This is a genomic window from Pseudoduganella ginsengisoli (assembly GCF_009720865.1).
Lineage (GTDB): Bacteria > Pseudomonadota > Gammaproteobacteria > Burkholderiales > Burkholderiaceae_D > Rugamonas > Rugamonas ginsengisoli.
Window position 1 is genome coordinate 125009 of the sequence record NZ_WNLA01000004.1, and the last position, 19363, is coordinate 144371.

At 59.1% G+C, this 19363-nt stretch carries 25 protein-coding genes; 20 read left to right on the forward strand and 5 right to left on the reverse strand.

From position 1 onward, the window contains the following. Positions 1 to 33: 33 nt before the first annotated feature. From nuoL to ispF, 8 genes are read left to right on the forward strand one after another with little or no spacing between them, the layout of a single operon-like run. Positions 34 to 2136 (forward strand): NADH-quinone oxidoreductase subunit L, encoded by a 2103-nt coding sequence (gene nuoL / locus GM668_RS08880; RefSeq protein WP_155438599.1) that lies wholly within the window; start codon positions 34 to 36, stop codon positions 2134 to 2136. A gap of 24 nt (positions 2137 to 2160) precedes the next feature. Then, on the forward strand, positions 2161 to 3660 hold the full coding sequence (locus tag GM668_RS08885; RefSeq protein WP_155438600.1) for an NADH-quinone oxidoreductase subunit M: 1500 nt from the start codon (positions 2161 to 2163) through the stop codon (positions 3658 to 3660). A gap of 13 nt (positions 3661 to 3673) precedes the next feature. Then, a complete protein-coding gene (gene nuoN / locus GM668_RS08890; RefSeq protein ID WP_229499084.1) occupies positions 3674 to 5179 on the forward strand; it encodes an NADH-quinone oxidoreductase subunit NuoN in 1506 nt (501 codons plus the stop codon). Between the two features lie 6 nt (positions 5180 to 5185). Further along, positions 5186 to 5512 carry a DUF2818 family protein gene (locus tag GM668_RS08895; RefSeq protein WP_155438601.1) on the forward strand — a complete coding sequence of 109 codons (327 nt, stop codon included), beginning with the start codon at positions 5186 to 5188 and terminating at the stop codon, positions 5510 to 5512. Between the two features lie 41 nt (positions 5513 to 5553). After that, on the forward strand, positions 5554 to 6111 hold the full coding sequence (locus GM668_RS08900) for an NUDIX domain-containing protein (protein ID WP_155438602.1): 558 nt from the start codon (positions 5554 to 5556) through the stop codon (positions 6109 to 6111). Between the two features lie 3 nt (positions 6112 to 6114). Then, positions 6115 to 6813: a hypothetical protein gene (locus GM668_RS08905; protein ID WP_155438603.1), complete on the forward strand. Its 699-nt coding sequence runs from the start codon at positions 6115 to 6117 to the stop codon at positions 6811 to 6813. Between the two features lie 24 nt (positions 6814 to 6837). Beyond that, positions 6838 to 7551: a 2-C-methyl-D-erythritol 4-phosphate cytidylyltransferase gene (gene ispD, locus GM668_RS08910; protein WP_155438604.1), complete on the forward strand. Its 714-nt coding sequence runs from the start codon at positions 6838 to 6840 to the stop codon at positions 7549 to 7551. 2 nt (positions 7552 to 7553) lie between these two features. Beyond that, complete coding sequence (ispF, locus tag GM668_RS08915; RefSeq protein ID WP_155438605.1) at positions 7554 to 8051, forward strand: 2-C-methyl-D-erythritol 2,4-cyclodiphosphate synthase; 498 nt, start codon at positions 7554 to 7556, stop codon at positions 8049 to 8051. Positions 8052 to 8328: 277 nt separating this feature from the next. On the opposite strand, the gene GM668_RS08920 is transcribed toward ispF, so the two are convergent. Further along, a complete protein-coding gene (locus tag GM668_RS08920) occupies positions 8329 to 8850 on the reverse strand; it encodes a PaaI family thioesterase (protein WP_155438804.1) in 522 nt (173 codons plus the stop codon). 179 nt (positions 8851 to 9029) lie between these two features. On the opposite strand from GM668_RS08920, the gene GM668_RS31125 reads away from it, so the two are divergent. The 11 genes from GM668_RS31125 (at position 9030) to GM668_RS08975 (ending at position 14789) form a co-directional block, all read left to right on the forward strand. Continuing rightward, on the forward strand, positions 9030 to 9392 hold the full coding sequence (locus GM668_RS31125) for a MarR family winged helix-turn-helix transcriptional regulator (RefSeq protein WP_371868675.1): 363 nt from the start codon (positions 9030 to 9032) through the stop codon (positions 9390 to 9392). Then, positions 9382 to 9684 (forward strand): hypothetical protein, encoded by a 303-nt coding sequence (locus GM668_RS08930; protein ID WP_155438606.1) that lies wholly within the window; start codon positions 9382 to 9384, stop codon positions 9682 to 9684. The genes GM668_RS31125 and GM668_RS08930 overlap by 11 nt, the downstream gene beginning before the upstream one ends. 28 nt (positions 9685 to 9712) lie before the next feature. After that, positions 9713 to 10129 carry a VOC family protein gene (locus tag GM668_RS08935; protein ID WP_155438607.1) on the forward strand — a complete coding sequence of 139 codons (417 nt, stop codon included), beginning with the start codon at positions 9713 to 9715 and terminating at the stop codon, positions 10127 to 10129. Further along, the gene (locus GM668_RS08940) at positions 10111 to 10452 is read left to right on the forward strand and encodes a DUF6968 family protein (RefSeq protein WP_155438608.1); all 342 of its coding nucleotides are present in this window, start codon (positions 10111 to 10113) and stop codon (positions 10450 to 10452) included. Before GM668_RS08935 ends, GM668_RS08940 begins: the two co-directional genes overlap by 19 nt. A gap of 114 nt (positions 10453 to 10566) precedes the next feature. Further along, on the forward strand, positions 10567 to 11103 hold the full coding sequence (locus GM668_RS08945; protein ID WP_155438609.1) for a cysteine hydrolase family protein: 537 nt from the start codon (positions 10567 to 10569) through the stop codon (positions 11101 to 11103). Then, positions 11104 to 11433, forward strand: coding sequence for a cupin domain-containing protein (locus GM668_RS08950; RefSeq protein ID WP_155438610.1), 330 nt, complete (start codon positions 11104 to 11106; stop codon positions 11431 to 11433). Positions 11434 to 11528: 95 nt separating this feature from the next. Continuing rightward, positions 11529 to 12938: a diguanylate cyclase domain-containing protein gene (locus GM668_RS31730; protein WP_155438611.1), complete on the forward strand. Its 1410-nt coding sequence runs from the start codon at positions 11529 to 11531 to the stop codon at positions 12936 to 12938. A 90-nt stretch (positions 12939 to 13028) separates the two neighbouring features. Continuing rightward, positions 13029 to 13361 (forward strand): ArsR/SmtB family transcription factor, encoded by a 333-nt coding sequence (locus tag GM668_RS08960; protein WP_170305559.1) that lies wholly within the window; start codon positions 13029 to 13031, stop codon positions 13359 to 13361. Positions 13362 to 13369: 8 nt separating this feature from the next. Next, entirely contained in the window at positions 13370 to 13627 is a 258-nt protein-coding gene (locus GM668_RS08965) for a hypothetical protein (protein WP_155438612.1), read from the forward strand. 21 nt (positions 13628 to 13648) lie between these two features. Beyond that, a complete protein-coding gene (locus tag GM668_RS08970; protein WP_155438613.1) occupies positions 13649 to 14080 on the forward strand; it encodes a hypothetical protein in 432 nt (143 codons plus the stop codon). A 1-nt stretch (position 14081) separates the two neighbouring features. Further along, entirely contained in the window at positions 14082 to 14789 is a 708-nt protein-coding gene (locus tag GM668_RS08975; RefSeq protein ID WP_155438614.1) for a DUF4386 domain-containing protein, read from the forward strand. On the opposite strand, the gene GM668_RS08980 is transcribed toward GM668_RS08975, so the two are convergent. After that, positions 14786 to 15742, reverse strand: coding sequence for a threo-3-hydroxy-L-aspartate ammonia-lyase (locus GM668_RS08980; protein ID WP_155438615.1), 957 nt, complete (start codon positions 15740 to 15742; stop codon positions 14786 to 14788). The two genes, GM668_RS08975 and GM668_RS08980, sit on opposite strands and share 4 nt — an antisense overlap. Before the next feature lie 104 nt (positions 15743 to 15846). On the opposite strand from GM668_RS08980, the gene GM668_RS08985 reads away from it, so the two are divergent. Next, positions 15847 to 16773, forward strand: coding sequence for a LysR family transcriptional regulator (locus GM668_RS08985; protein WP_155438616.1), 927 nt, complete (start codon positions 15847 to 15849; stop codon positions 16771 to 16773). Positions 16774 to 16812: 39 nt separating this feature from the next. On the opposite strand, the gene GM668_RS31735 is transcribed toward GM668_RS08985, so the two are convergent. From GM668_RS31735 to GM668_RS09000, 3 genes are all read right to left on the reverse strand, one after another. After that, positions 16813 to 17124 carry an antibiotic biosynthesis monooxygenase family protein gene (locus GM668_RS31735; protein ID WP_155438617.1) on the reverse strand — a complete coding sequence of 104 codons (312 nt, stop codon included), beginning with the start codon at positions 17122 to 17124 and terminating at the stop codon, positions 16813 to 16815. A 110-nt stretch (positions 17125 to 17234) separates the two neighbouring features. Beyond that, positions 17235 to 17861 carry a GAD-like domain-containing protein gene (locus tag GM668_RS08995; RefSeq protein WP_155438618.1) on the reverse strand — a complete coding sequence of 209 codons (627 nt, stop codon included), beginning with the start codon at positions 17859 to 17861 and terminating at the stop codon, positions 17235 to 17237. 9 nt (positions 17862 to 17870) lie between these two features. Beyond that, positions 17871 to 19265 (reverse strand): DUF6861 domain-containing protein, encoded by a 1395-nt coding sequence (locus GM668_RS09000; protein WP_155438619.1) that lies wholly within the window; start codon positions 19263 to 19265, stop codon positions 17871 to 17873. Positions 19266 to 19363 lie beyond the last annotated feature (98 nt).

Here is a 19363-nt window from a genome sequence, read left to right on the forward strand (position 1 = left end):
TCGAAAATTTCGAATAAAAAATAAAGGTTCAACATGGCGGGGATTAACCCTAACATCCTTCTAACCGTCGCTCTGGCGCCGCTGGCAGGTTCAGCGGTGGCCGGTTTGCTCGGTACCCGGTTCTTCGGGAATCTGGTCGGCCGCACGGTGTCGCATAGCGCCACCATTCTGGGCGTGCTGATTTCGTTCGTGCTGTCTGCAATGACGCTCAATGACGTCATGCACGGCATGACTTTCAACGACACCATCTATACGTGGATGACGGTCGCGGGCATGAAGCTGGAAGTGGGCTTCCAGATTGATTCGCTGTCGGCAATGATGATGTGCGTGGTGACGTTCGTGTCGCTGATGGTGCACATCTACACGATCGGCTACATGCAGGAAGACGAAGGCTACAACCGCTTCTTCTCCTACATTTCGCTGTTCACGTTCTCGATGCTGATGCTGGTTATGTCCAACAACTTCCTGCAGCTGTTCTTCGGCTGGGAAGCGGTGGGCCTGGTGTCGTACCTGCTGATCGGCTTCTGGTTCAAGCGTCCGACCGCGATTGTCGCCAACATGAAGGCATTCCTGGTCAACCGCGTGGGCGACTTCGGCTTCATCCTGGGCATTGGCCTGCTGGTGGCGCATACCGGCACGATGAAGTACACCGAAGTGTTCGCAATGAAAGACGCGCTGGCCACGCAGACGCTGGCGTCGTTCGACTGGAACTTGCTGTCGGCTGCCTGCATCTGCCTGTTCATCGGCGCGATGGGTAAATCCGCGCAATTCCCGCTGCACGTGTGGCTGCCGGATTCGATGGAAGGCCCGACCCCGATTTCCGCACTGATTCACGCGGCAACCATGGTTACCGCCGGTATCTTCATGGTGTCGCGCATGTCGCCGCTGTTCGAACTGTCGGACACCGCGCTGTCGTTCGTGCTGGTCATGGGTTCGATTACCGCGCTGTTCATGGGCTTCCTGGGCATCATCCAGAACGACATCAAGCGCGTGGTTGCGTACTCGACCTTGTCGCAGCTGGGCTACATGACGGTGGCGCTGGGCTGCTCGGCCTATTCGGTTGCCGTGTTCCACCTGATGACCCACGCATTCTTCAAGGCGCTGCTGTTCCTGGGCGCTGGTTCCGTGATTATCGGCATGCACCACGACCAGGACATCCGCAACATGGGCGGCCTGCGCAAATACATGCCGATCACGTGGATCACGTCGCTGCTGGGCTCGCTGGCCCTGATCGGCACGCCGCTGTTCTCGGGCTTCTACTCGAAAGACTCGATCATTGAAGCCGTTGGCGCGACGCACATCGCCGGCGCAGGTTTCGCCAAGTTTGCCGTGCTGGCAGGCGTGTTCGTGACCGCGTTCTACTCGTTCCGTATGTACTTCCTCGTGTTCCACGGCGAAGAGCGCTTCGGCAAGGCCCATGCGCACGGCCACGATGACCACGCGCATGGCAAACACGATGCGCATGCTGCTCCGGCACATGACTCCGACGCGCACCACGAAGAAGAAGACGACGACCACGGCCACCATGGCCTGGGCCCAGGCGAGAAACCGCATGAGTCGCCATTCGTTGTGTGGTTCCCGCTGGTGATGCTGGCCATCCCATCGGTGATCATCGGCTTCATCGCCATCGAACCGATGCTGTACGGCGAGTTCTTCAAGAACGTGATCTTCGTGAACGAAGCCCACGAAGCCATGGCCGAACTGTCGCATGAGTTCCACCACGTGGGTGGCGCACTCGGCATGGTCAAGCACTCGGTGATGACGCTGCCGCTGTGGCTGGCCATCGCTGGCGTGGCAACCGCGTACTACTGCTACATGATCAATCCAAAAGTACCGGCCTGGTTCTACGACAAGTTCAAGGCTATCCACACTGTGCTGGATAACAAGTACTACATGGACAAGTTCAACGAAGTGGTGTTCGCCGGTGGCGCGCGCCTGCTGGGCAACGGCCTGTGGAATGTAGGCGACCGTACCCTGATCGACGGCCTGGTGGTTAATGGTTCCGCCAAAGTAGTGGGCTGGTTCTCGTCGCTGACCCGCTTGGCGCAGACCGGTTACATCTACCACTATGCGTTCGTCATGATCCTGGGCATCGTTGGTTTCCTGGTCTACTTCCTGCCGTTTTGGCAAGCCTAACCGCTGACACGCAAAGAGAATAAGATGCAGTCAACAATTTTATTTAGTTCAACTCCTTACCTGAGCCTGTCGATCTGGCTGCCGGTGGTATTCGGCCTGATCATCCTGGCCATCGGCAACGATTCGCGTGCCGGCCTGACGCGCGTGCTGGCGCTGGCCGGTTCGCTGGTGTCGCTGCTGCCGACGCTGCCGCTGATCACCCGTTTCGACACGGCCCATCACGGCATTCAGTTCGCAGAAAAATCCGCGTGGATCGAGCGTTTTAACATCTTCTACTGGCTGGGCGTGGACGGCCTGTCGCTGTGGTTCATTCCACTGACGGCCTTCATCACGGTCATCGTCGTGATTTCCGCCTGGGAAGTGATCCAGGAACGCGTGGCCCAGTACATGGGCGCCTTCCTGATCCTGTCGGGCCTGATGATCGGCGTATTCGCGTCGCTGGACGGCCTGCTGTTCTACTTCTTCTTTGAAGCGACCCTGATCCCGATGTACATCATCATCGGTGTGTGGGGTGGTGCGAACCGCGTGTATGCCGCGTTCAAGTTCTTCCTGTACACGTTCTTTGGCTCGCTGCTGACGCTGGTTGCGATCATTTACCTGTACAACAAATCCGGCTCGTGGAACGTGCTGGACTGGCACCAGCTGAAACTGGGCATGACGGAACAGACCTTGATCTTCTTCGCCTTCTTCATGGCCTTTGCGGTCAAGGTTCCGATGTTCCCGGTCCACACCTGGTTGCCTGACGTTCACGTTGAAGCGCCAACCGGCGGTTCCGCCGTGCTGGCCGCGATCATGCTGAAACTGGGCGCGTATGGCTTCCTGCGTTTCTCGCTGCCTATCGTTCCTGACGCATCGCGCGACCTGGCCTGGTTCGTCATCGGCCTGTCGCTGATCGCCGTGATCTACATTGGCCTGGTGGCCCTGGTACAGAAAGACATGAAAAAACTGGTGGCGTATTCGTCCATCGCGCACATGGGCTTCGTGACCCTGGGCTTCTTCATGTTCAACGACATGTCGGTGCAGGGCGCCATCGTGCAGATGGTGTCGCACGGTTTTATTTCCGGTGCGATGTTCCTGTGCATCGGCGTGCTGTATGACCGCGCCCACTCGCGCCAGATCGCCGACTACGGTGGCGTTGTGAACAAGATGCCGCGTTTCGCCGCATTCTTCATCCTGTTCTCGATGGCCAACTGCGGCCTGCCAGCCACGTCCGGCTTCGTCGGTGAATTCATGGTGATCATTGGCGCTGTGAAATTCAACTTCGTGACCGGTATCGCAGCGGCCACCGCCGTGATCTTCGGCGCGGCTTATTCGCTGTGGATGGCCAAGCGCGTGATCTTCGGCAAAGTGGCGAACCACCACGTGGCGGAACTGACCGACATCAACAACCGTGAATTCCTGATGCTGGGCATCCTGGCAATCGCGGTGTTGGCGATGGGCCTGTATCCAGCGCCGTTCACCGACACGATGCAAACTTCGGTGGCCGACCTGCTGAAGCATGTCGCAATCAGCAAACTGCCATAAATAGGACTTAGTAATGATGACTCCTGAAACGACCCAGCAAGCGGCCAATATGGCGCCGCTGTACGCTGAAGTCTTCCTGCTGGTCGCCGCGTCGGCGATCTTGCTGATCGATATGTTCTTGGCTGAAAGCAAGCGTTCGATCACTTACGTACTGTCGTTGCTGACGCTGGCCGGTTGCGCCTTCTTCAGCCTGGCTGACTACAACACGGGCGCCACCGTCTACACGTTCAATAACATGTTCGTGTCCGACCCGATGGCCAACCTGCTGAAACTGGCGTCGTATGGCGCCGTGGCCGTGACCCTCGTGTATTCCCGCCAGTACGCGCACCAGCGCGGCATGCTGGGCGATACGCTGGGCGGCGAGTTCTACATCCTGGCGCTGTTCGCACTGCTGGGCCAGATGGTCATGATCTCCGGCAACAACTTCTTGTCCATCTACCTGGGCCTGGAACTGATGTCGCTGTCGCTGTACGCGCTGGTGGCGCTGCGCCGTGATCACTCGGTCTCGACCGAAGCTGCGATGAAATACTTCATCCTGGGCGCACTGGCTTCCGGCTTCCTGCTGTATGGCATTTCCATGTTGTACGGTGCGACCGGTTCGCTGGACGTGACGGAAGTGGCCTTGAAAGCCGCCAGCGGCACCATCAAGCCAACCATCCTGGTGTTTGGCCTGGTATTCGTGGTGGCCGGCCTGGCGTTCAAACTGGGTGCTGTGCCATTCCACATGTGGGTGCCGGACGTGTATCAAGGTTCGCCAACCCCAGTGACCCTGCTGCTGGGCGCCGCACCGAAACTGGCAACGTTCGCTATCTGCGTACGCCTGCTGGTGGAAGGCATGCTGCCGCTGGCTAAAGATTGGCAGCAAATGCTGATGATCCTGGCTGTGCTGTCGCTGGCTGTGGGCAACCTGACGGCAATCGCACAAACCAACCTGAAGCGTATGCTGGCGTATTCGACCATCGCGCAAATGGGCTTCGTGCTGCTGGGCCTGATGGCTGGCGTCGTGGGCGTGGACAAATCCAACGCGGCTGCCGCGTACAGCTCGGCGCTGTACTACTCGGTGGTGTACGTGTTCACCACGCTGGGTACGTTCGGCCTGATCATGGTGCTGTCGCGTCAAGGCTTCGAAGCGGACGAACTGGCTGACTTCAAAGGTCTGTCCAAGCGTTCGCCAGGCTATGCGCTGATTATGTCGCTGCTGATGTTCTCGCTGGCCGGTGTGCCGCCGATGGTGGGCTTCGCCGCCAAGTTCTCCGTGCTGCAAGCCGTACTGCAGACCGGTGCAACGTGGCTGACCGTGCTGGCCGTGATGTTCTCGCTGATCGGTGCGTTCTACTACCTGCGCGTCGTGAAAGTCATGTGGTTTGACGAACCAGCCGACACCGCTCCGATCTCCGTATTCGGCGACACCAAACTGGTGCTGGGCCTGAATGCGCTGGCCGTGGTGGCGTTTGGTGTGATTCCTGGCCCGCTGCTGAACGCATGCCTGGCAGCGATGACCAAGACCCTGGCTTCGTAATTCGCTATGGATATTGGCGCCTCCAGCTGGCTGGTTATCTTGCTCGCAATTGTGGGCGCCAACCTGCCTTTCTTTAATGACAAGGTATTCGCCGTGATCGCACTGAAAGGTGCGCGCGGCGAGGCAGGGCCGTGGCACAAGCCGCTGCTGGCCCGCCTGGGCGAGTTGGCTGTGCTGTACGTTCTGGTGGGCGGCATTGCCGTCGCACTGGAAAACCGCATCGGCGGCGTGTTCCCGCAAACGTGGGAGTTTTACGCGATCACCGCCTGTTTCTTCCTCGTGCTGGCCTTCCCGGGCTTTGCCGTGCGCTACCTGCACAAACATCGTCACTAAGCTGTACACTGCGGGTTTCTGAACTCAGCCGAGGAGGGCGCATGGATGCGCACTTAAAAGAAACCCGCGTCAGTGGCGGCATTGCCTATGACGGCAACTTCCTGAAAGTCCACCGCGATATCATTCGTTTACCCGATGGCAAAGAAGTCGGCCGCGAATACATCAAACACCCCGGCGCCGTGGTGATTTTGCCCGTTCTGGACAATGGCGACGTGCTGCTGGAACGCCAGTTCCGCTATCCCAATGACCGCGTGTTTATCGAACTGCCAGCTGGCAAGCTCGAAACGGATGAAGACCACCTGGAATGCGCGAAGCGTGAATTGCTGGAAGAGACTGGCTACACGGCGACCCAGTGGGATTTCGTTTGCACCATCCATAACGCCATCGCATACTCCGACGAATTCCTCGATATTTATCTGGCGCGCGGCCTCGTGGCCGGCAAAGCGCAGCTCGACGAGGGCGAATTCATTGAAACCATCTCCATGCCGTTGGCTGATATGCTGGATGCTGTCCGCACGGGCGCCATCACGGATGTGAAAACCATTATTGGCGCCTTCTGGCTGGAAAAAATCCAGGCAGGCGCCTGGCAGCCGGGCTGATCCATGTGGAGGCTGCTGTGCCTGCTGATGGCTGCGGTTGGTTCCGCTGAGGCCGCACCGGCGCGCACGGCATTCCAGGCGCGCTGCGAAGATACGCTGGACAAGACGATTTCGGTGTTGACGGCCCAGCAAAATGGCTATTCCATTAACACGCAATTGTCGTACAAGGCGCTGACCGCGATGGCGGGGACGGGCGGCGGCAACAGCCAGTATGTATTGGGGCTGACCAAGGCGGAATCGTGGATCCAGCTGAACCCGGTGAAGCTGCGTATCTTGCCGGATCCGCTCAGCGGTTATGAGTGCATAGCACCGCAACTGGCCTTCAGCCTGAGTTATAAACCGTTCGTGATTTACGTGGGCAATGAATTTGCGCCGGGAACTTGCGCCTACAAGGAAGTCCTCGCGCACGAATTCCGGCACATGCAGGCTTACCTGGATCACTTGCCGAAAGCCGAACAAGTCGTGCGCGATGCACTGGCCAAGCGCTTTTCGGGCAAGCCATTTTATGCGCCACAGGGTACTGCCGTGTCTGCACTGGAACATGAAGTGCAGGCATCGTGGATGCCTTTTATCCGTAATGAAATGCAAAAAGCGGAAGTGGCGCAAGTGGCGATCGATGCGCCAGCGGAATACCGGCGCATCAGCAATGCCTGTGATGGCGAGATTCAACGTATCCTTAAACAGGACCACAAGCGCCGCTGAAAGCCGCTTGGACCTGATAAAAACATGACAGAACCACTACAAACAACACGGCGCTGCGTGGCGCTGATCCCCGCTGCCGGCGTGGGCGCCCGCATGGCGGCAGGCAGTCCCAAGCAATATTTGCCCATCGCGGGCCAGCCCATGCTGCGCCTGACCGCCGACGCTTTTCTCGCCAGCCCGCTGATTTCGCATACATATATCGTCGTCAGCGAAGGCGATGGTTATATCGACGGTGTCATTTCGCCATCGGAAACCGGTGTCACGGTACTGCGCTGTGGCGGCCCGACGCGCATGGATTCCATCTTGAATGGCTTGCGCGCGGTGCGTGAACAAGTGGCCGATACCGACCTGGTGCTCGTGCATGACGCGGCCCGGCCGGGCCTGACGCCCGCGTTGATCCGCAAATTAATCGAAGGCGCGGGCGATGCGCCGGGTGGCGGATTGCTGGCTTTGCCTGTGGTAGATACAGTGAAAAGTACGCGCGGAAGCGCGCTGGCGACCGTACCGCGCGACGGCTTGTGGCTGGCGCAAACACCGCAAATGTTTAACTACGCTTTATTATTGCGGGCATTAAGCGAGGCGCCTGATCCGTTGGCGGTTACAGATGACGCCAGTGCAGTGGAAATGCTGGGCTATTCGCCGTTATTGATTGAAGGCCATCCGCGGAATTTGAAAGTCACATTGCCATCAGATATCCGCATTGCGGAAATGTATATGGCGCAAACTGAACAGGAATAATCATGAGTGTATTATTGCCATTTCGCATAGGCCAGGGCTACGATTGCCACCAGTTAGTTGAGGGGCGCAAATTAATACTCGGTGGCGTGGAAATTCCGCACGTGAAAGGATTATTGGGACATTCGGATGCGGATGCTTTGCTGCATGCGATTACGGATGCGATTCTTGGTGCGGCCGCATTAGGAGATATCGGCAAGCATTTTCCTGATACGGATGCGGCCTTTAAAGGAGCAGATTCCCGCGCCTTGCTGCGCGAAGCCGCCAAGCGTGTGAAAGCCACCGGCTACGATATCGGTAATGTCGATTGCACGATTATTGCGCAGCGCCCGAAGATGGCGCCGCATATTCCTGTAATGGCGGCGAATATTGCCGAGGATTTGGGTATTTCTGTTGGCCAAGTGAATGTCAAAGCCAAGACGAATGAGCGTATGGGTTATCTGGGGCGGGAAGAGGGGATTAATGCGGAGGCGGTGGCATTGCTGATCCGGCGCGATTCCTGATTGTTAAGGCAAGATTGAAAAGCCGGGGGGCAGCGATGCACCCGGCTTTTTTTCGCCAGAAATGGCGGGTTTCAGGAAGTTTCATACCATCAACTAGCGCGATCGCGCCAGGAGTTGGCATAAACTGCTGCGCTGACGTTAAATCCGTAGGGCGGGTTTTATAAACCCGCCATTGTTTGCGGAGCGGCGGCTTCTTAAATGGTGGAGGCAGTGGCGGACCGAAGAATGGCGGGTTCGTAGAACCCTCCCTACGACTGGGGTACGTTAGTTCGGTAGTTTAAATCGGGAAAATCAAGCACGTCGTCGTCGCATGCGCATAAATCTTTCCATTCGCATCGACAATCCTGCCTTCCGCCACCGCCACTTGTCCACCGGCAGTAATCACTTTCCCTTCGGCGCGCACCGGCCCGGTTTTATCATTCATTCCCCGGATATAGTTGACTTTCAACTCCAATGTCGTAAAGCCTTTTCCGGCTGGCAGTGTCGAATGCACGGCACATCCGACTGCGGTATCCAATAATGTGGCTGCATAACCGCCATGCACCATGCCGCTGGGATTGTAATGCTGCCGTCCCGGCGTCCCCTGGAAAACCACTTCGCCGTGATCTGCGCGGATCAATACAAATCCCATTAATTCCGCAATCGGTGGCGGCGGCGTTTCGCCCGTATTCATACCGTTTAAAAAATCATGACCGCTACGCTCGCGCAAATAATCCCGGCTGGCCACACCGAATGGCGCGGCTTTGGTGCGGATTTCTGTTTCTTCGGCCAGCCACGCATCTGACATTGTTGTTTCCATGAAAATCTTTCTCCAAGGGGGGAGGGAAGGGGTGCGCATACACTATAATGGTTTTCTGATACTTGCGTGTAGCTACACCTATGATGCTCGATCCTGCTTTACTGGCTATCCCCCAAGCCTGTACTTTTTTCCAATTGCGCAAGCTCGCGCGGACTGTATCGCGCTTGTACGACCGGCACTTGTCGGCAAGCGGGTTAAAGACCACGCAATTTTCCGTACTCGTTCATGTCCATGTGCAAGCGTTGCCAATGATGCAATTGGCTTCGTTGCTGGGTGCGGAGCGCACGACCCTGACGCGTAATTTGAAGCCGCTGGCGGATGCCGGCTGGCTGACGGTCACGCCCGGGGACGACCCGCGCCAGCGTATCGTGACCATTACCGAAGCCGGGCGGGACAAAGTCCGCCATGCGCGTCGCGCATGGCGGGCGGCGCAAGACGAAATGGCGTCGCTGATGGGCGCGGACGCACTGCTCGCGCTGCATGGGGATTTGGCCCTCGCGCAAAGCAAACTGGATTCACTGGAGAATGGCGATGGCGCGTGACATTTATGCGTACCGGGATGTGGCGGTGCAATCGTGTGTGGTCGACAACCAGGTGCGGATTTGCCCAGTGCCGGGGCAAGCGTATTCCCCGGCATTGATCGCTTATTGCCCGAAGGTCATGACGGATATAGACCAGTATCCGCTCGGGACTTTCTTCCTGGTGTCGGCGAAGCTGACGGACCGGCTGGGCGGATTGCCGTATCTGTATGTCTACCACGGCGACCCTGTTAAAGTCTTGTCGCCAGAACAGACCGCGAAATTCCTTGCCGAATTCAAACGTGGCCGCATATAGTTGAATCAACAACTTTGCCGGAGGATCAATGATCAAGCTGCGCGACATCGACCATATTGTTTTGCGGGTCCAGGATCTGGACAAAATGATCACTTTTTACACGCAAGTGCTGGGCTGCACGATCGAGAAGCGGCAAGAAGCGATCGGCTTGATCCAGTTGCGCGCCGGCGCATCGCTGGTGGATCTGGTGCCCGTCGATGGCAAATTGGGCAAGATGGGCGGCGCCGCGCCCGGCAAGGAAGGACGCAACGTTGACCATTTCTGCTTCCGTGTCGATGATTTCGACGAGGCGGGCATTCTTGCCTGGCTGGCGTCGCATGGTGTGGAAGCGGGGCCGGCCGAATCGCGCTATGGTGCGGAAGGCGAGGGACCGTCGATTTACGTGCAAGACCCGGAAGGCAATACGGTTGAGTTGAAAGGGCCTGCATGGCAGTTGGCCAGCTGAACCAGAACTGGATTGCGCAGCGCACATTGCTGGCCATGGACGCGGATGGCCGCGAATTTGCGCTCACGTTCGGCGTTGGCGCGCCCTATGAGACGGGGACGGGTGAATGTGCCTGTGCCGTACTGCTCGATGGCCTGGAGCGTGCGCCCCATGTACTTTTTGGCGTGGATACTTGGCAAGCTTTGCAGTTGGGCGTGCAATTCGCGATCCATATGCTGCAGGGCTTTGTCGCCCAAGGTGGCCAATTGCTGTGGCCGCAAGAGCGCGAGCCGATGGCAATTTCCGAATTGATTCCCGCGATGCTGCCGCCGCTGGCGCGGTAGGTATGCCTTTCCACGAAACCGGATTTTGCGAACCACCACTACCGGCCTATATGCGATACGAATCCATACTAACGCTTACTAATTTTTCTTCCGTGCAACAACGCTAACGCCGCCATGAAAACTGCCCTGCTTATTATCGATGTCCAGCAAGCCCTGTGCTATGGCGAATACGCCGCCTGGGACATCAGCCGCATCCTTGCCAATATCAATACGGTCAGCGTGAAAGCGCGCGCCGCAGGTGCGCCTGTGTTTTTGATCCAGCATGATGAACCCGGTGGCCCCCTGCAGGCTGATAGTGCAGGGTGGCAACTGGCGGATGGACTCGAGACGGCGGCTACCGACATCCGCTTGCGCAAACAGGCATCGGATTCCTTCCATAACACGGACTTGCACGCCCAGTTGCAGCAGCGCGGCATCGACCGACTGGTGATTTGCGGCCTGCAAAGCGACTTTTGCGTCGATACCACCACGCGCCGCGCCATGGCGCACGGCTATCCGGTGCAACTGGTGGCGGATGGCCACTCCACGCTGGACAACGGCGTGCTGACTGCACAGCAAATCGCGGCGCATCACAACGCGACGTTGTCGAACCTGTCCAGTTTCGGCCCCCGCACCCGGGCCGTGCCGGCAACCCAGGTGGAGTTCGCCTGAATGCCGGGCCCGGCAGTCGGCAATTTGCTCGCGGATGCCGCGCCGCCGGCGCAAGGCGAGCGCTTCGATGTCTTGCTGTCTCATAAAGGACTGGTCATCGAGCGCATCGTCAGCACGTCAAAAATCGCTTCGCAACCATATGTCCAGGAACAGGATGAATGGGTGGTGTTGCTGAAAGGCAGCGCCACGTTGGATGTCGCAGGCGGCCACGTTGCATTGGGCGAAGGCGATTACCTGTTCCTGCCATCCCGTACTCCCCATACTGTCCTCACCGTGTCCGATGGCGCGATGTGGCTGGCCATACACCTGCATCCGGGCCCATCCGTTTGACTGTCTGCGGGAGGGCTCGTCCCATCGTTCGAGTTTGTTTTTGAGACACGCAGGAGTGCTAACATAGGTACTCGTCCATACACTTTTGATATCCAGTGAAGTACGCCCTCACGCTTATCCCGGCACTGATTGGCTTTTTGGCACTAGCCGGCTGGAATTGGGATATCGAAATCTTGAAGCGCATCGACCCGAAATTGGTTGCGATGAATCCGGTCACGGCCCTGGGCATGATACTTGGCGGCGCGGCATTGATGGCCCACCATTGGTCGATCCGACTACCGCTCCTGCGCAAATTCGCAATTCCATGCGGTGCCGGGATTGGCTTGGTGGCCCTCTGGAAGCTGTCGGAAATTCTGCTTGGCGCGGCGCCCGGCGCGGATTTATGGCTCTTCACCGATAAGCTGGACCTGGGGCCCGGCCCAAGTAACCGGATGGCGCCGAATACTGCCGCCAATTTCTTGATGTTGAGCGTGGTGATCATCTTGCTTCACATTGGACGGGGCCTGGTGCTGGCGCAGGTTATCGCGGTCGTCAGCGCATTGATTTCGCTTTTAGCGATTGTCGGCTACACCTACGGTATCAGCCGTTTTTATGGCGTCGGACTCTTCATCCCGATGGCAGTCCATACAGCCACGTCGTTTCTGTTGCTGGCCGGCGCCTCCCTGTACGCGCGGCCCGACGTCGGTCCGATGGCGGTTGTCACCAACGATGGCCCGGCTGGCCGGATGGCGCGCACGCTGCTGCCATGTGCGATCCTTTTGCCCATAGGAATGGGCTGGCTACGCCTTGCGGGACAGCGGGCGGGTCTCTACGAAAACGAGCTGGGCGTGGCGATCTTCGTGATCGCCAACGTGCTGGCGCTTGCCTTGCTGATCTGGTGGAATGCCCGTCAATTGTTTGCGGCCGATCTGCAGCGGCTCGACGCCGAGAACCAGCTGCGGCATGTGGCCACGCATGATCGCCTGACCGGCTTGGCCAACCGCGGGTTTTTCATGGATCGGCTGACCCATCGCATCAACCTGGAGCAGCGCCGCCCTGTCGCGCCGTTCGCTGTGCTCTACATGGACCTGGACGGTTTTAAGCAAGTCAATGACAAGATGGGACATGCCGCCGGTGACGTGCTGCTGCAGGAGGTGGCGCAGATATTGAAAAAATGTAGCCGGATGACCGATTTGGCCGCTCGCCTCGGCGGGGACGAGTTCACGATCCTGGCTGAAGAACTGGCCCGGCCCGACGATGCGCGCGTGCTCGCGGAACGAATTCTTGCCACGCTTCCCCGTGCGTATGCCGCAGATGGCCAGGCTACGCCGATCGGTATCAGCATCGGGATCGCCTTGCATGAGGCGGGTGTAACCAGCGCGGACGAGATGCTGCGAAACGCAGACACGGCGCTCTATCAGGCAAAGAGAGGCGGCAAGGGCTGCTTTGCCATATACAACCCATCGGACAGTCAGCAGACAGAACCACGCCGCGGAACGTCTACGCCACTGGCGCCCATGGCTTAAGGATCTTGATCGGGCACCCGACGCGCACCCGACGCACACCCGACTCATTTAGCAGTTGAATTCCTTTCACCTGTAAGTTATTCTTTACACGTGAATACAAAATTAAACCCCGACGATGGCGACCAGTTGCTGGCAGTGCTCAATGCGCTGGCCAACCCGCACCGCCTGCGCATCATTGCGGCGCTGCAGGGCGGCGGACGCAATTATGTGAGCCAGCTGGCGCGGGAAATCGGCATCAGCCGTCCACTGCTGCACTTGCACTTGCAAAAGCTGGAAGCGGCGGGCCTGGTCAGCAGCACGATGGAACTATCCAGCGATGGCAAGGCGCTCAATTATTTCGAAGTCACCCCGTTTAACGTGCCGCTGACCCCGGATGCGATTGCCACCGCGGCGGCCACCCTGACCAACAACCCTGAATCGTAGAGATTGCCATGACCGAGAATGCATATTTCGCGGCGTTTTTCTTTCCGGCCGCCGCCGCCGTAGTGATCTTTTTTTGGAAATACCTGTCCGCCGTGATGCAGGCAAAAGTGCGCCTGGCGCAGGACGAGGCGTACCGCGACATGGCTGCCAAAGCCGTGGCGGCGCAGGCCGAAACCGCGCAGGCGCTGGCATCCGTCAGCGCCGCGCTGGCAGACATCCAGTCGCGCGTGGCGTCGCTGGAAAAAATATTGAAGGAAGTCGAATAACCCATCCCACAGGAGCCGGCCATGAACGACGTACCGCTGTACCGTTTGTATATGTTGCGTGCCATGTATGCACTGATTGCCCTTGCCATGGGCTCGCAGATTTGGAAAGAAATCCTGCTGCATGCCCAGTCGTGGGAGCGCAATGAAGGCGTGGTGGCATGCATGCTGGGCGCCTTGTCTTTATTGAGTTTGCTGGGCTTGCGCTATCCGCTGCAAATGCTGCCGCTGCTGCTGTGGGAAGCTGCATGGAAAACCATCTGGCTGGTATTCGTTCCGCTGCCGCAATGGTGGGTGAATGGGCATGTCGATGCCGCCATCAGTTCGACAGTCTTTGATTGCTCGTTTGTCGTGCTGGTGTATATCGCGGTTCCATGGGGTTACGTGGTGCAGCGTTACGTGAAACAGCAGGGCGAACGCTGGGGTTCGGTGGCCACCCGCGCGGCGGTGCGCTGACATGGCCGTCACGCCGGCATTCCTTGCAGTGGAACGTCCGCAAGCGTGGCATTTGCGGCTGGCGGGCTTGCTGTACCTGGCGCTGATCGTGCTTGGCGCGTTTGGCGAAATGAAAGTGCGCGGCTCGCTGGTGGTGTCCGGCGATGCGGCAGCGACGGCGCACAACATCATGGCGTCGGAAGGGCTGTGGCGTGCGGGCATAGCGGGCGACTTGCTGATGCACGTGCTGGATTTGCCCGTCATCGTCGTGCTGTACCTGCTGCTGCGGCCCGTGGACCGCGGCGTCGCGCAGTTTGCCACGTTGATCAACGTGGTGCAGACTGCCGTGCTGGCGGCGAATAAACTGAACTTGCTGCTGCCTTTGTTCTTGCTGGGCGATGCGGCCTATTTAAAAGCGTTCCCGCCCGATCAATTGCAGACGCTGGCTTACCTGGCCGTGAAAGTGCATGGCTTCGGTTTTGGCATCGGGCTGATTTTCTTTGGCGTCGCCTGCGTGGCGCGCGGCTGGCTGCTGTTCCGCTCCGGCTTTGTACCGAAAGCCATTGGCATCCTGATGGCATTGGCCGGCGCCAGCTACCTGGTCAACAGCTTTGCGCTATTGGTGGCGCCAGCCGTGGCGGACATGCTGTTCCCGTTCATCATGCTGCCGCCACTGGTGGGCGAGTCCGTGTTTGCGCTATGGCTGCTGGCAGCGCGCCACAGAGTTTAGCCCGCGAACAGTTGCGCCATCACAGGTAAATCCACGTTGCCGCCACTGACAATGACGCCCACGCGTTTGCCCTTGACTGGATAGGCGCCGTGCAGTGCCGCAGCCGCACCCAGGCAGCCGGTAGGCTCCACCACCATTTTCATACGCGATGCAAAGAAGCGCATGGTATCGGCCAGTTGCGCATCGCTGACGGTGATGATGTCTTTCACGTGCTGCCGGATCACGGCGAAATTGTGTTCCCCGATGTGCGTGACCTTGGCGCCATCGGCAATCGTGTCCGGCACGGGAATGTGGACGATGCGGCCGGCGCGCAGCGATTGCCGGCCGTCGTCGCCGGCTTCCGGTTCCACGCCGATCACGTCGCACTGTGGCGCCATGCCCGATGCCGCCAGCGCGGAGCCAGCCAATAAACCGCCGCCGCCGAGACATACCAGCAGCACGTCGAGCTGGCCTACTTCTTCAAACAATTCCAGCGCTGCCGTGCCCTGGCCGCAAATCACGTCCGGGTGGTCATACGGCTGAATCAACGTCATGCCCCGCGCTTGCGCCAGTTCGCGGCCGATGGCTTCGCGGTCTTCCGTGTAGCGGTCATAGCCCAGCACCTGGGCGCCATAATCCTTGGTCGCGGTGACTTTGGTTTGCGGCGCATCGTGCGGCATCACGATGGTGGCGGGAATGCCCAGCAATTGCGCAGCCAGCGCCGTGGCTTGCGCATGGTTGCCGGACGAATAGGTGACGACACCGGCCTTGCGCTGTTCCGGCGTGAAGCGCGACAGCGCGTTGTAGGCGCCACGGAATTTGAATGCGCCCACGCGCTGGAAATTCTCGCATTTGAAAAACAGTTCGGCGCCGGTGACGGTATTGGCGGTGCGCGACGTCAGCACGGGGGTGCGGTGGGCATGGCCGGCAATGCGGGCGGCGGCCTGGCGGATATCGTCAAAGTGCAGGGACATGGGGTTCCTTGTTGGGTGATGAGGTATATGCAGTGTAGTTGCCCCATTTGCGTTGTTGTTGCAATATCTTGTTGCAGAAATCGCGTTTATTATGGAGGCATCGCATGCAAGGCCGCACGCTGTGGGAATTGAAAGTCTTTTGCGCCGTCATCGAACGGCACAGCTTCGTGACGGCGGCGCGCATGCTGGCGATTTCGCCCAGTTCCGCCACCCGCACCGTGCAGGCGCTGGAAACGCAATTGGGCATGGCGCTGCTGCAGCGCTCGCAAAAGCGCGTGGCGCTGACGGCGGCCGGCGGCGTGTATTACGACTATGCGCGGCGCATCCTTGATATGCAGGCGGAAGCGGAAGAATCGCTGGCCGACGTGCAAGACACGCCGAAAGGGTGGATACGCTTTTCTGCACCGGAAATCGGCAGCCGCCATTTCTTCCCGGCGCAAATCGCGCGGCTGGCGGCGCGCTTCCCTGACGTGCAAATCGATGTGCTGTATTCCGATGCGCTCATCGACCCGATCCAGGAGAAACTCGACTTCGCGATCCGTGGCGCCTTCCCGGCGGACAGCGATTTGCTGGTCTATCCGCTGTGGGAATATGACCGTATCCTGTGCGCGTCGCCAGACTATGTGGCGCAGGCAGGCTTGCCGCAGGAACCTGAGGAGCTGGCGGAACACCGGCTCGTGCAGCACATTGCGCCGCGTGTGCTGAAGGACTGGCATTTTGCGTCAAGCGGGCGGACGGTGCGCCAGCACATGCGCGCTGCGCACCGCGTCAATACTGGCAATGGCGTGCTGGAGCTGGTGCTGGCCGGCGCCGGCGTGGGGCGGATCGCCAGCTGGGTAGCTGCGCCTTATTTGCAAAGCGGCGCACTGGTGCGCGCCTGTCCTGCCTATACGGTGGTGTCAGCCGGCGGGCAGCCGGCGCAGATGCACGCAGTCTATGGCACACGAAGCCTGCCTAAGCGCACCAGGGTTTTCCTCGATGCGCTGCGCCAGGCGGCGCGGCAGGCAAAGTTCAGGCGTGGGGCGGGGTGATGGGCGCAGCCTGGTGCGGGCTATTGCCGTCCTGTTTCCTTACTCGGGAGTTGCCGATACCAAGAGGTCAGCAACGACGTCACCCCGAAGCGGGCCATCGACAAGTTCAGCGCATGCACGCATCTGGTTGCGCAGCTCGGCCATGCGTGCGGTGGGCTCGGGTTGGACAGCCCACACGAGTTCGGACGGCCATTGGGCGTACGCAAAATAATGGCCATCGGCGCACCGGTGCAAACGCGACCCGAGGCCGCCCCGCTCGGCGCGTATCAGTTCAGTGAGTTCCTGCCAGGCGCGCTCGAAGTCTTGCTCATGGCCGGAGGCTACTTTCCATCTAAAGTAAATTGCGTGCATAAAATCGTGTAGGGTTATGGATGAACCGTTCACGCCGATAGTGGACGATTGAGGCGGCCCAGTGTACGCGGTTGCTTCTGGCAGGACAATGCCGATTGTGCCAGGCGTTCTTAGCTTTTTTCGGTTGACGGCGGCGCCATGATTTCCAGCGGCGCGAGCTGGGCAAGGAATACCAGATGCTCCACGGCTTTGACTTTTTGCAGATGCCCGATATCCGATGGGCCGCCGAGCGCGAGTGCTGGAACGAAGCCGTATAGCTCATCGTGGGCGAGCGGCCCCAGTTTGCGCAGGGCGGGTGCGAACAAGTCGGCGAAGTCATTTTCTTCGCGATCCCGATTGCTGAAAAATACGCGGAGACCTCGTTCTAACTCGTCCTTTCGGAACAACGATGCGCGAGGGAGGCAGTATGAACCGGGTGCAAAAACCTTCAGAGTATCGCCAGTGTTTTCACCCCAAAAGTACAGTTTTCCAAACGCGCTTCTTGCAATGAGGTGGTACGCATCTTTTTCCATGAACTGTGTTTCACCGATCCAGGCTTTCAGCACAGGTTCATACTCCTGGGGATCGACGGTCCAGAACAGGCCGTTTGCGTAGCCACACCATCCGTACTCTTCCCAATACTCCAGCAGTTGCTGGGGAAGCTTGCCTCTATAACGCTCGATACTGGACGTTGGTACGGGACGCTGATGGGTAGCGGGCCCTAATTCGTCCAGGAACATTTCAAAGTACTCGTTCATACTCACCCTTTATTTGCAACGTTCTAGCTTCGCGTTTATTTTGACATGACTACGCATCGCAGCTGGAACCTGCGCTGCGGCCTGGTCCAGTGCGCCAACCCTGCTTTTCCACTGAGGGCCAATGCGTGAATTTATCCCGCGGTCGCCAAATCCGTTGATGACATCTTTGCCTCCAGCGATCATGTCAGGATTATGCAGGGCAGCCAATGTACTCATCTTTTTATTGGCTGCTTCCTGTGCCTCCAACTTGGCTTGGCGTGGTGACATTCCGGTCTTTTCAAATTGCTCCCGTAATATTACGACGAGATCCTTTTTATAGTCGTCCCGCGCTGACTGGGCGACGTTTCGATCGCGCTTCGCACTACCATTGCCGTAAGCCTCCCGCCCCCGAACATATTCCTCCACCGTCATATCATTCAACCCCGCCTCTTGCCCCGCCAACTGCCGGTCAAATTCCGGATAGCTCGCTTGCGGCAAGTCGTTGGGTTGGAAGCACGGTACCTTCTTTTGCGGCATGCCGGCTGGTGCGCGGCGCGGGTCGCCTTCATCCGGCTGGCGTCCGCGTTTCGGCGGCGGTGCGCCTGGTTCTTCGGCCGGGCTTGCCGCCACATTGTTGCGGCGCGACTGCAGGGCAGGGTGGTTCGCCAGCCGCTGTTCGTTGTCTTCCACCCACTGGGCAATCCTCGGGCCGAGGCGGCGGCTTTCGCGGATCTCTTGCAAGACTACGCCCTTGCTGCCCCTGCCGCGCGACAGATACGCCATCAGCGCAGTGAGGATCGCGGCAATCATCGCCACATGGCCATTCGCGAATTCAAACGCGGCGTGGCGCACGTTGCCGCCGTTGCTGTATATCTGGATACTTGACTGGCTTGTTTGCGGCGCGGGTCCCCACGCTTCACGGAAACCGCGTTCGTAATAGTGCAGCGCGTCGGGAATGGCGGTGGCCAATCCTTCAGCCAGGGACTTCAATCCCAGCGCCGCCATGACCCAGCTGCCCACTTGCGCGCCCGCCGTTGCGCCCACAGCAGCGCCAGGAATGGCGCCCACGCCGCCCAGGAAGGCCCCGCCCGCAGCGCCAACCGCCGCGCCGGCGACGACGGAACCGCCATAGTAGAGGGCAATGTCTTCGCAGGTGGCAAGCAGGATGTCCCATATGCCTGCAAGGGAAATGCCGGACAGGCGGGTGGCGATCAGGTGACGGGCCAGTTCGCCCGAATCGGCCAGCGCTTGCCGCACGCGCTCGACGCGCGATAGTTGGCTGGCCATATCGCGCATGCCAAATCCGGGAGCGGCGGCTTTCTCCCGGCCTAAGCTGTCATAAGCGGAATGCCAGCCATCGCCGGCCCCGAGCCGGCGTTCGTGCTGCTCCAGGGCTAACCAGATGCGCGACGAATGGTTTTGCAAACGGCTCTCCCTGGCAAAGTGGAAAGCCGTGAGGATATCAAATGATTAAAATTTTAATAATTTTAATCATTTCAACCGTGCGCGGCATGGCGGCTGGG

What these genes read in the sequence shown, in the direction of transcription:
- nuoL (WP_155438599.1), top strand. Translation starts at nt 34, where the DNA reads ATGGCGGGGATTAACCCTAACATCCTTCTAACCGTCGCTCTGGCGCCG.
- GM668_RS08945 (WP_155438609.1), top strand. Translation starts at nt 10,567, where the DNA reads ATGAAAACTGCCCTGCTTATTATCGATGTCCAGCAAGCCCTGTGCTAT.
- ispF (WP_155438605.1), top strand. Translation starts at nt 7,554, where the DNA reads ATGAGTGTATTATTGCCATTTCGCATAGGCCAGGGCTACGATTGCCAC.
- GM668_RS08975 (WP_155438614.1), top strand. Translation starts at nt 14,082, where the DNA reads ATGGCCGTCACGCCGGCATTCCTTGCAGTGGAACGTCCGCAAGCGTGG.
- GM668_RS08985 (WP_155438616.1), top strand. Translation starts at nt 15,847, where the DNA reads ATGCAAGGCCGCACGCTGTGGGAATTGAAAGTCTTTTGCGCCGTCATC.
- GM668_RS08905 (WP_155438603.1), top strand. Translation starts at nt 6,115, where the DNA reads ATGTGGAGGCTGCTGTGCCTGCTGATGGCTGCGGTTGGTTCCGCTGAG.
- GM668_RS08920 (WP_155438804.1), bottom strand. Translation starts at nt 8,850, where the DNA reads ATGGAAACAACAATGTCAGATGCGTGGCTGGCCGAAGAAACAGAAATC.
- ispD (WP_155438604.1), top strand. Translation starts at nt 6,838, where the DNA reads ATGACAGAACCACTACAAACAACACGGCGCTGCGTGGCGCTGATCCCC.
- GM668_RS08970 (WP_155438613.1), top strand. Translation starts at nt 13,649, where the DNA reads ATGAACGACGTACCGCTGTACCGTTTGTATATGTTGCGTGCCATGTAT.
- GM668_RS08935 (WP_155438607.1), top strand. Translation starts at nt 9,713, where the DNA reads ATGATCAAGCTGCGCGACATCGACCATATTGTTTTGCGGGTCCAGGAT.
- GM668_RS31735 (WP_155438617.1), bottom strand. Translation starts at nt 17,124, where the DNA reads ATGCACGCAATTTACTTTAGATGGAAAGTAGCCTCCGGCCATGAGCAA.
- GM668_RS08965 (WP_155438612.1), top strand. Translation starts at nt 13,370, where the DNA reads ATGACCGAGAATGCATATTTCGCGGCGTTTTTCTTTCCGGCCGCCGCC.
- GM668_RS08950 (WP_155438610.1), top strand. Translation starts at nt 11,104, where the DNA reads ATGCCGGGCCCGGCAGTCGGCAATTTGCTCGCGGATGCCGCGCCGCCG.
- GM668_RS08930 (WP_155438606.1), top strand. Translation starts at nt 9,382, where the DNA reads ATGGCGCGTGACATTTATGCGTACCGGGATGTGGCGGTGCAATCGTGT.
- GM668_RS08900 (WP_155438602.1), top strand. Translation starts at nt 5,554, where the DNA reads ATGGATGCGCACTTAAAAGAAACCCGCGTCAGTGGCGGCATTGCCTAT.
- nuoN (WP_229499084.1), top strand. Translation starts at nt 3,674, where the DNA reads ATGATGACTCCTGAAACGACCCAGCAAGCGGCCAATATGGCGCCGCTG.
- GM668_RS08980 (WP_155438615.1), bottom strand. Translation starts at nt 15,742, where the DNA reads ATGTCCCTGCACTTTGACGATATCCGCCAGGCCGCCGCCCGCATTGCC.
- GM668_RS08995 (WP_155438618.1), bottom strand. Translation starts at nt 17,861, where the DNA reads ATGAACGAGTACTTTGAAATGTTCCTGGACGAATTAGGGCCCGCTACC.
- GM668_RS08885 (WP_155438600.1), top strand. Translation starts at nt 2,161, where the DNA reads ATGCAGTCAACAATTTTATTTAGTTCAACTCCTTACCTGAGCCTGTCG.
- GM668_RS08895 (WP_155438601.1), top strand. Translation starts at nt 5,186, where the DNA reads ATGGATATTGGCGCCTCCAGCTGGCTGGTTATCTTGCTCGCAATTGTG.
- GM668_RS08940 (WP_155438608.1), top strand. Translation starts at nt 10,111, where the DNA reads ATGGCAGTTGGCCAGCTGAACCAGAACTGGATTGCGCAGCGCACATTG.